This window comes from Geothrix sp. (genome assembly GCF_049292215.1).
GTDB lineage: Bacteria > Acidobacteriota > Holophagae > Holophagales > Holophagaceae > Geothrix.
Genome location: NZ_JBATQW010000014.1, coordinates 17,938 through 27,164, shown reverse-complemented (window position 1 = coordinate 27,164; position 9,227 = coordinate 17,938). Strand labels below are relative to the sequence as shown.

The following is a 9,227-nucleotide window of genomic DNA, read 5'->3' as shown; positions in this document are numbered from 1 at the left end:
GAGCAAGACCGGCGGACGGCACAACCGGATGCAGTTCGAGGCCAGCTTGACCTGGGTCAGCGCCCACCAGCACTTGGCTGGACCCGATGCCACCAAGCTTCAGGCGTAGAGGTCGAGCACCCTGCTCCGGTCGGCCATTCCAGCGGCCCTCAAGGCCCGGGGAGCATAGGTCGCCTGGGCTGGTCCCGGGCTGACTCCCTGCAGGGGATGCCTCAGGTCATAGGCCTGCCGTTCCATGGGACTGACGGTACCGTTCCGGTTCGTGTCTCTCGGATCCACGTAGGCGCTGCTGGAACGATCTGCCTGGACCATCGAGTTCGCCAGGAAGTCACTCCGACGCGAGCCAACCTGCTCCTGCAGAGGCGCCGACGTCCGCCCAGTCGTGGTGAACTTCGGATGCCTCAGGTCATAGGCCAGCGCCTCCGCCGGAGAGACGACGCCGTCCTGGTTCGTATCCCTGGAGTCGTAGGAGGCCGCGGCCCGGGCCCTGCCTGACCCCACCGCGAGGCTCGCTGAGCTGCTCTGAATTGCGGTGATCGCCATGGGTCCTCCCCCGCTGGGAGGCTGGTCCAAGTATAGGTCTGCCTGAGTGCGTGCGGAACCGACCGCCGGGAATCCTCCTCTGGCGCGACCGTAGAAGAAGTCAATGGATGTCCATGGGTTCTGGCCTCAGCGCCTCTCCAGCACGCGGAGGTTCCCCGGACCCCGCGCCTTCCCAAGCGGGTTGGCAACGCCAATCCGCCGGAGACCCGGTCGGGCCGTGGGAGAGAGGTAGACCCGCACGGTGGCCCGGTCTGAGGAGAGGATCCGCGGCGGCGCGAGCACGGCGATGTCCTTCCCGAAAGAGAGGTGCATATCCGCCGTGAGGTTCCGTCCCGTGAGCTGCAGCTCGGCCTCGGCCCCCGCACGGAGTTGGGCCGGCTCCACTGCCTCGATGCGCGGCGGCTCGCCCCGGTCCAGGCGCACGAAGTAGCGGATCACCGGCACCTGGAAGCTGACCGGGGGCGACAGGATGCGCAGGCTCACCTGGTGCTCGCCCAGCTCGGTGGTCGGGAGGGAAGGAAGGTCCCGGGAATCCACGGTGAGGGTGGAGGCGAAGGCCACCTGGCGCGTGATCGTGCCCACCGGCACGCCATCTACGGTCCACTGGGCCTGGAAGGCACCTGTACCCTCGCACTTGAGGTCCAGGAAGGCCACCAGGGGCGTGGCGCCCTGGGCCACGGCGGCCTCGGTGCCGCCGTCCTCCCAGCGCAGGCGGAGCATGGCAATGCTGAAGGGCGCAGCGGGATGGTCCGCCACCCGCACCTGGGCCTGGGCCACCTGGGGCGGGGAGAGCGCGCCGCCGTTGGAGGAGCGGAACACGGCCCGCACGGTGTAGGAGCCCGGCGTCAGGTAGGTGGTGGTGGCGATGGTTCCGCCATCCGCCACGCGGCCGTCTCCGAAGGACCACTGCACCTGGCCGACGGGGTCGGGCGTGGCCGTCAGGATGAAGGTGACGGGCCGGCCCGGGAAGGGGACGCCCGGATTGGCGGTGATGGTGCCCGCCGCCTGCACCACCAGGGCGAGGGAGAGGGCGAGGCATGTGCGGAACCAGCGCATGGTTCACCCTTCAGAAGGACAGGTTCAGGAGAAGGAACAGGCGGTTGTCTTCGACGATGCCCACGAAAGCGGGATTGCGGGTGTAGCGGGCCTTCAGCCCGAGGCTGCCCCGCGCCAAGTTCCGGAGGTAGGGATCCAGCGTGAGCCCCAGGGTGCCTTCCGCCGTGGAGGCGTTCAGCGTCACGCCCGTGGCGAGCACGGTCCGGGAGCCGCCCCCGTTCAGTAGCAGCTGCAGCGTCCCGGGGATCAGGCTGAACTGGGCGTTCAGGAAGGCGTTGGCGATGGTGGTCTGCTGGTCTCCGGGCTGGCTGAGGATCCGCGACCAGCTCAGGTTCGGGGACAGGCGACCCCAGGTGCCGAGACCCAAGTTGCCCCCCAGGGACAGCGCCTTGCTGGTGCCCGTGGTGCGGGTGTAGCCGGTGGATTGGAGCTGGTCGAACTGCGCGTTGAAGCTGAGCACCACCTGGGGCGGCAGCATCAGGTCGAAGCCCGTGACCACCCCCGAGCGCTCGCTGTTGCTGAAGGGAATGAACGGATTGGCCACCACTTCGGCCTCCTGCCGCCCCGCTCGAAGGCCCACCCGCCAGGTGGCCGTGGGGTTGAGCACCACCCGCGCATCCAGGCTCTGGGACTGGCTCCAGGCCTGGCTGAGGTTCACCCGGCCGGTGGGGTTCGTGCGCTCGTCCGAGGCCGTGGCGCTGAGGCCCCAGGTGGGGCGGTTCAGGGCCACGCTGCCGTCGAGGACCCGCCGGTCCCCTGTGAAGAAGGCCACGCCCACCGTGCCGAAGGCCTGGCCCACGGCGCGGTAGCCCGCCTGGGCGCTGAAGGAGCCCTCGGTCCACTGGCTGGCGAGGCGCCAGGCCTGGTCTGATTCCATGGCCACGCCCGCCTTCGCGTCCGGGGTGTAGAGGCTCCTGGCGTATTCCCCGGAGACCGCCAGGCGGTTCTCCAGGAAGCGGCCATCGACCACCAGCGCGCCAGTGGAGCCCTCCCGCACGGGCAGGGCGAAGGCTGTCACCAGGTTCGCCGCCGTGGCCAGGTCGTCCCGACCCGTTAGGAAGACCAGCTTGGTGCGCAGGGTGTTGTCGAACCAGAGGCGGCTGAGGGAGCCGCCGTAGGCCTCGCTGCCCGCCACGGGCCAGAGGAGGCCCGTCAGCTCGGCCTGCCGCTGGGTGTTGAGCGCGAAGAGGTGGGCCGCCGTGGGCTGGCCCGAGTAGGTGTAGTCGAGGCCCCGCCGGCCCCCGGGGCCCAGGGTGAACTCGGATTCCTGGGTCATCAGATCGCCCGCCTGGAGGCGGTGCGCCCCGGCCGCGTAGACCGCCTGGATGTCCCCCACGGTCCACCGGGCCTGGTTCGGCAGCGGCTGGTTCGAGTAGACCAGGCGCGCACCGAAGGCGAGCTGGCGGCCCTCCTCGTCCTTCTGTAGCACCAGGCGGACCTGGCCTGCCGCGAGGAGGGTCGGCTCATTGGGAGCGGCCACTTTCCGGTGGACGAGATCCGTGGCGCTGCCATCCACGTAGATCGGTCCGTGGGGCTTTGGCGGAGGAGGCGGGGCGGCCTCTCCCGCCCGGGGCTCCGGCTCGGTGGAGGCGGGCAGGTTCAGGGTGAAGAAGGCGGCAGGGGCCTCCGCCGGCAGCGTGGCAACCCCCGCCGCCCCCTTGGAGGCCACGTAGCACTGGATCGGAACCCCCGTGGGCAGCACCGTCTCGGCCCGCGCCGTGAAGAGTCCGTCCTCCCCGCGCACCAGGGTGAGCGTCTCGAACTCGGCCTCGCCCGCCTTCCGGTGGAAGAGCACCACCCACTCCGTCCCTGGGGGCGCCTTGGCCTGGACGACCAGAGGTCCGCCAGGGGCGGGCGGCGTGAGGAACTCCACCTCCACGGGCGGGGGCGCCTGGGCAAGAAGGGCTGGCGCAGCGCTCAAGGCGCGCACCAGCCCTCGCAAGGTTCGGGACTCAAGCACGGGTTAGGACCACGCGGTGGCTCCGGGTCACTTCAGGAGGGTGACGTGGCCGGTCTTCTGGTGCTTGCCGGACTGGGAGGCGCCCCAGGACCAGCTGAGCACCTCGATGGTGCCCGGATGCTGGTCCGCCACCACCTTGACGACGCAGCGCCCGCCCGGGGTGTCGGGCAGCGCCTGACCTTCGTCCTGGGCGGCCCGCTCGGAGGCAAAGCCCCCCTTGCCCTTGGCCAGGTCCCAGTCCACCAGGCAGACCACGGGCTTGTGCATGCGCTTGCCCGTGGGCAGGCCGCTGGCGGAGTCCCGGGGCGAGACGACCCCCGCCGACACCACCGCGCCGCCCGGCAGGGCTCCGCCCTGGGCCTGCTTCTTGGTAATGCTCAGGTCCTGCACGCTGACCTTTCCGGCACCGCCGCCGGAACCAGGCGAAGCCGGCGCAGCCCCCGGCGCCGTGCTGCGGGTGACGCTCAAGTCCTGGACGCTGACTTTCCCGGCACCGCCGCCGGTGCTCAAGGACGTGCCGGCCGCGCCATGGCCCTGGATGCTGATGTCCGAATGGCCATCCCCATCCAGATCGGCCAGGGTGACGGACCGGCCATCGGGGCTGGTCACGACGAGTTGGTAATCCCCGGGCGGCACGTTGGTAAACCGGACGCAGCCGTTGGAATCGGCCTGGGCGGAGGCGACCGTGGCCCCTGCCCGGGTCTGGAGGACGGCCTTGGCGATGTGCTTGCCCTCGGCCGCCTGGAGGATGAGACCCAGCATCAATGCACTTGCAACTGCGTAGGACCGCTTCATAGATACCTCCCTTGGGTGGTGGTGCGAATAGGTCAAACAGTCTACAGGCCTTGTCCACGATTTGAAAAAATAGTCCAAACGACTAAAAATAGATTCAATCAAACGCACAGCATCAACCCTGCAGACCGCGTCCGGGGTCCTGCCCTGACCCGCGGCGGCACCCACCAACCCCGCTACACCGGGCCGGGGTCAGGCCAGGGGCTTCTCCCCGTAGGCCTTCTCCAGCAGCTTCCGGGCGTCCACGCAGATGGGGCAGTGGCAGATGGACCGGGAGGCGGACTTGGCGTGCTCCATCAGGAAGCGACGCAGCAGGGCGATCAGCTTCGCGTTCGAGATGGGATCAGGGGACACGGATGCTCCACGGCTCGGGACACTGGCCCAAGGGCAGTCCTGCTGACGATAACCGGCCACGAGGCAGAGGGTGCCGACCGTCGTCACAAAAGGCAGGAAGAATGCCAGCCCTCCAGCAGGATTCAGGAGGGCTGGCCGTCATCCCGATGAGAGCCTGCACCTGAAAGCTGATGCTGTGACCACCTCGTCGTCTCCCGGCACTCCCTGTGGGGCCCTCAGTCCGACCCGATGCCTGGGCGGGACACCCCCCCTGATGCTGCGGGTCTGGACCTGGATCCGAGGCCTCATGAAGGGCACTGGGGTCACTGTCCTGCTGGGCTGTCTGATGCCCCTGGAGGCGGCCCCCCCGCCCCGACCCCTCTCCGTGGCCACCAACCTCGGCAACCCCCCCTATGAGTATCTGGACGAGCACGGGCAGCCCGCCGGCTTCAACAACGACCTCATCAGGGCCCTGGAGCGGGTGATCGGGAGGCCCATCGACCTGCGTCCCATGGCCTTCGGGGATGCGAGGGACGCCTTCGAGCGCGGCAACCTGGATGCCCTCGGGACGGTGATCTTCACCGAAGAACGGGCGAAGCAGATGGACTTCACGGTGCCCACGCACACCATGACCTACATCCTGCTGGTCCGCCGTGGGGATCGAACCATCCATTCCGAGCGGGACCTCCTCGGCAAGACCGTGCTGGTGAACCGCCGCAACGCCGTGGCCGAGCACTTCAGGCTGCAGGGCATCCCCTACCAGGAGCTTGCCAGCAACGAGGCCTGCATCACCGCTCTGAGCGAGGGCAAGGCCGACTGCGCCGTAGCGCCCAAGTACACCTGGCTTTACCTCAAGAGCCAGAAGGCCTACCCGGAGATTTCGGTCGTGCCCACGGAAATCTACCCCTCCCGGCGAGGCATCTCCGTGCACAAGGGCAACCCCGTGCTCCTGGCCCAGCTCAACGAGGGGATCTTCCGGCTCAAGGAGGACGGCACCCTCGACCGTCTCTACGCCAAGCACTTCGGCAGCCTGGACGCAGACGAAGTCCCGTTTGCCAGAATCCTCCAGCGGGTGCTGATCGCCGCGCTCCCCATCCTCCTCATCCTGCTGCTGACCTTCCTTGGATTCTGGTCCTGGGCGCTCCGGCGGCTCATCGGAAAACGCACCGGCGAGTTGCAGAAGGAGCTCGCCCGGCGCGCCCAGCTGGAAGGGGAGCGGGAACGCGCGCTCACGGAATTGACCCTCTACAAGGCGCACCTCGAGGAGCTGGTGGCCCAGCGCTCCGCGGAGCTCCAGGCCGCGAACCTCGACCTGGTGCAGGCCAAGGAGGCGGCCGAGGCCGCCAACCAGATGAAGAGCGCCTTCCTGGCGAACATGAGCCATGAGATCAGGACCCCCATGAACGCCGTCAGTGTTCTGACCCATCTGGCCCTGCAGACCGAGCTCACTGACCGTCAGCGGGAATACCTGCTCAAGACCCGGATCGCCTCCGACTCCCTGCTCGGGATCATCAACGACATCCTCGACTTCTCAAAGATCGAGGCCGGCAAGCTCCACATGGACACCAAGGACTTCCTCCTTGAGGAAACCTTCGAGCGGGTCACCCAGCTCGTAGGCATAAAGGCGGCCGAGAGGCGCCTGGAGTTCATGCTCCACATCTCCCCAGAGGTCCCTCCCTGCCTGCATGGCGACCCCCTGCGGCTGGGCCAGGTGCTCACCAACCTCTGCAGCAACTCCGTGAAGTTCACCGAGACGGGCGAGGTCGTGGTCACCGTCACCAAGGTCCAGGCTGGGGACGGCCGCGTCACCCTCAAGTTCTCGGTGCGGGACACAGGTATCGGCATGTCCCCAGAGCAGACCCGCCAGCTGTTCCAGCCCTTCAGCCAAGTGGACAGCTCCAGTACCCGGAAGTTCGCCGGCACGGGCCTGGGGCTGGCCATCAGCAAGCACCTCGTATCGATGATGGGCGGGGAGCTCTGGGTGGAGAGCGAGCTGGGTCGTGGGAGCGAGTTCTGCTTCACCGCCATGTTCGCCATCGGCCGCCACGTTCCCGCGGCCCGGGATCACGCCTTCGAAGGCAAGGACGGTCTGCGCATCCTCATTGTGGACGACAGTCCCATCGCCCGGCTCATCCTGCACGGCCTAGCCACCGGCCTCGGCTACGAGGCCACCATGCTGGCCTCGGCGCAGGAGGCCTTCGAGGAACTGGAGCGGGGTCCCTATGACCTGGTCCTCTTGGACTGGCGGTTGGCCAACGAGGATGGCTTCGAGGCCGCCCGGCGAATCCGGTCGACGCCTGGCCAGTGGGACTCCCCGAAAATCATCATGGTGACCGCCTACGGGGACGAGGAAGTGGCCCGCCGGGTGGAGGCGGAGCACCTGGACGGCTACCTCACCAAGCCCGTGTCACCCTCGTCTCTGCTCGACGCCATCTCCCACGCCTTCGGAGAGAAGGCCCCCACACGCCTCCTGCAGCCTAGGCAGGCCACTTCGCCGGAACAGCTGGCGCGGCTCCGGGGGGCAAAGGTCCTGCTCGTGGAGGACAACGACTTCAATCAGCAGGTGGCCATGGAGCTCCTGACTCTCATGGGCATGGAGGTCACCCTCGCCGTGAATGGGCGCGAAGCGGTGGAGAAGGCCCACACAGCCCCCTTTGATGTGGTCCTCATGGATCTCCAGATGCCCGTGATGGATGGTTATGAGGCCACCCGGCTGCTCCGCGCCGAGGCCAGGTACGCCGACCTGCCCATCCTCGCGATGACGGCCCACGCCATGTTGCCGGAGCGCGAGCGGTGCCTGTCCCTCGGCATGAACGACTACGTCACCAAGCCCATCAACCCCGACGAGCTCTTCGGCACCCTGGCGACATGGCTCCAGCGGGGCGGTCGTGTTCTCGCACCCCGCCAACTGGAGAGGTCCGCCGCCGTTCCAGTCCAGGCCCCGGTGGGCCTCTCTTGGGAGGCGGGCCTGGCCTCGTTCTCCGGCAACGCCGAGCTCCACGACAAGATGCTCCGCCGCTTTCTCGAGCTGAAGCCGGGCGCGGCGGACGAGATCAAGGCGGCCCTGGTCGCGGGTGACACCGAGACCGCAACCCGGCTGGCCCACTCCATGATCGCGGTGGCTGGCACCATCGGAGCGCTGGAGCTGGCCGCCCTCTCCCGTGAGCTGCAGAACACGATCCCGGTCGCCCCTCCCGAGGTCGTAGCCCCGCTCCTGGCGCGATTCGAAGCAAGCCTGGGCCGCATCGTGGAGGAGCTAAGGGCGAGGTTCGATCCGGCCGGAGGCGCCTCGACCCGCCGCTGAGGACGCCGCCTCAGCCCAGGATCCTGGCCATCAGGTCCGAGTGCAGGTTCAGTGGAGGAAGCCCGCCAGCCCGAAGAGGAAGCCGAAGGCGGCGAAGACCCCTGCCACGCCGAAGAGCCAGCGCTTCTTCGTGAGGGCGGTGACACCCGCCAGGGCCACCGCCACGCTCAGGCAGGCCTCCGCCAGGTCGCACTGGTCGTCGTGGATGTTCATGGCGTTATAGTCCTTTGCGGCCTTTTCGGCCTCACCGCGGATCTGCTCCTTCTCCTTTTCGTACCGCTTCGCTGCTGCCACCTGGGCCGCGACCTTCGCCTCGACCCAGGCCTGGACCTCGGACTTCAATCCCGGGTTCATCTCCAGTTAGGCCTTCAACATGTCCGCGGAGTTCTCGGCGATGTGCTACTTGGTGCTCTTGCTCTGATAGTAGGCCCGCTGGTCCACGGCCCGGGCCTGAGACTGCTGCATGGCCTGGACCACGTTGCCGTCCTTCACGTTGCACAGGGCCATGAAGGTGGCCACCACCGCCACGAAGAGGGCGATGAAGCCATTGAAGCGGCTCTCCGCCGCGTGGTCCTGGACCTCTTCCTGGATCCGTTCGAGGGCTTCGGGCATGGGGTCCTCCTGGGGCGACCCCGGGCTAGGGCACCAGGGCCGGCGTCGGCCTGCGCGTACACTGGCGGCTTCCCGGGTGCACCATGGGCCGACTGCCGCTGATCCTCGCAACCTGCCTCCTGGCCCCGCCGCTGGCTGGGCAGCCCGGGACCCCGTCCGCCGAACTGATGACGCTGCGGGCGAAAGCCCAGGCCGGGGATGCGGCCGCCCAGTTCGAGCTGGGTGATCGCTGCCACTTCGGCCGGGGCCTCCTGCGGGACCACGCGGCAGCGGCCCGATGGTACCGGCTGGCCGCGGAACAGGGGCATCCCGGGGCCCAGATGAACCTGGGGAATGCGTATTCCCGCGGGGAGGGCTTGCCCCGGAATGTCGCCGAGGGCTACGTGTGGTTCGCGCTCGCCGCCGCTAATGGACAGCCGGGTGCCGCGACGAACCGCGACCTGGCAGCGAGAAAGCTCTCGGCGCTGGAGGTGAGGGCAGCTCAGGCTCGGGTGCGGAGGCTGGAGGCGGAGGTCCGGAAGCGGAGCGGGCGTCAGGATTGATCTGGCAGTCTGGCGTTCTCGCTGCCCGGCGCCTACCCACCCGTACGCACACCCGAACCCACCCGGTTCCGCCCTAAGTCGTTCT

The 9,227-nt window shown here is 68.4% G+C and carries 7 protein-coding genes and 1 pseudogene; 2 read left to right on the top strand and 6 right to left on the bottom strand.

Going from position 1 to position 9,227, the window contains the following annotated elements:
• Positions 1 to 99: 99 nt before the first annotated feature.
• The 5 genes from WAS25_RS02875 to WAS25_RS02855 all read right to left on the bottom strand — a co-directional run bounded on the left by WAS25_RS02875 (position 100) and on the right by WAS25_RS02855 (position 4,705).
• Complete coding sequence (locus tag WAS25_RS02875; protein WP_422310000.1) at positions 100 to 543, bottom strand: hypothetical protein; 444 nt, start codon at positions 541 to 543, stop codon at positions 100 to 102.
• Between the two features lie 126 nt (positions 544 to 669).
• Entirely contained in the window at positions 670 to 1,599 is a 930-nt protein-coding gene (locus WAS25_RS02870) for a PKD domain-containing protein (protein ID WP_422309999.1), read from the bottom strand.
• A 10-nt stretch (positions 1,600 to 1,609) separates the two neighbouring features.
• Positions 1,610 to 3,529, bottom strand: a complete 1,920-nt coding sequence (locus tag WAS25_RS02865; RefSeq protein WP_422309998.1) for a hypothetical protein — start codon at positions 3,527 to 3,529, stop codon at positions 1,610 to 1,612.
• Positions 3,530 to 3,586: 57 nt separating this feature from the next.
• Positions 3,587 to 4,354 carry a hypothetical protein gene (locus WAS25_RS02860; RefSeq protein WP_422309997.1) on the bottom strand — a complete coding sequence of 256 codons (768 nt, stop codon included), beginning with the start codon at positions 4,352 to 4,354 and terminating at the stop codon, positions 3,587 to 3,589.
• Between the two features lie 189 nt (positions 4,355 to 4,543).
• A complete protein-coding gene (locus tag WAS25_RS02855) occupies positions 4,544 to 4,705 on the bottom strand; it encodes a hypothetical protein (RefSeq protein WP_422309996.1) in 162 nt (53 codons plus the stop codon).
• A gap of 286 nt (positions 4,706 to 4,991) precedes the next feature.
• Here WAS25_RS02855 and WAS25_RS02850 point away from each other — a divergent pair, with 286 nt between their 5' ends.
• Entirely contained in the window at positions 4,992 to 7,988 is a 2,997-nt protein-coding gene (locus WAS25_RS02850) for a response regulator (RefSeq protein ID WP_422309995.1), read from the top strand.
• Positions 7,989 to 8,036: 48 nt separating this feature from the next.
• Here the strand turns inward: WAS25_RS02850 and WAS25_RS02845 are convergent.
• A pseudogene (locus WAS25_RS02845) lies at positions 8,037 to 8,600 on the bottom strand (DUF4337 domain-containing protein).
• Positions 8,601 to 8,683: 83 nt separating this feature from the next.
• Between WAS25_RS02845 and WAS25_RS02840 the strand changes: the two are divergent.
• A complete protein-coding gene (locus WAS25_RS02840; RefSeq protein ID WP_422309994.1) occupies positions 8,684 to 9,142 on the top strand; it encodes a tetratricopeptide repeat protein in 459 nt (152 codons plus the stop codon).
• Positions 9,143 to 9,227: the final 85 nt, after the last annotated feature.

What these genes read in the sequence shown, in the direction of transcription:
- WAS25_RS02870 (WP_422309999.1), bottom strand. Translation starts at nt 1,599, where the DNA reads ATGCGCTGGTTCCGCACATGCCTCGCCCTCTCCCTCGCCCTGGTGGTG.
- WAS25_RS02850 (WP_422309995.1), top strand. Translation starts at nt 4,992, where the DNA reads ATGAAGGGCACTGGGGTCACTGTCCTGCTGGGCTGTCTGATGCCCCTG.
- WAS25_RS02860 (WP_422309997.1), bottom strand. Translation starts at nt 4,354, where the DNA reads ATGAAGCGGTCCTACGCAGTTGCAAGTGCATTGATGCTGGGTCTCATC.
- WAS25_RS02840 (WP_422309994.1), top strand. Translation starts at nt 8,684, where the DNA reads ATGGGCCGACTGCCGCTGATCCTCGCAACCTGCCTCCTGGCCCCGCCG.
- WAS25_RS02875 (WP_422310000.1), bottom strand. Translation starts at nt 543, where the DNA reads ATGGCGATCACCGCAATTCAGAGCAGCTCAGCGAGCCTCGCGGTGGGG.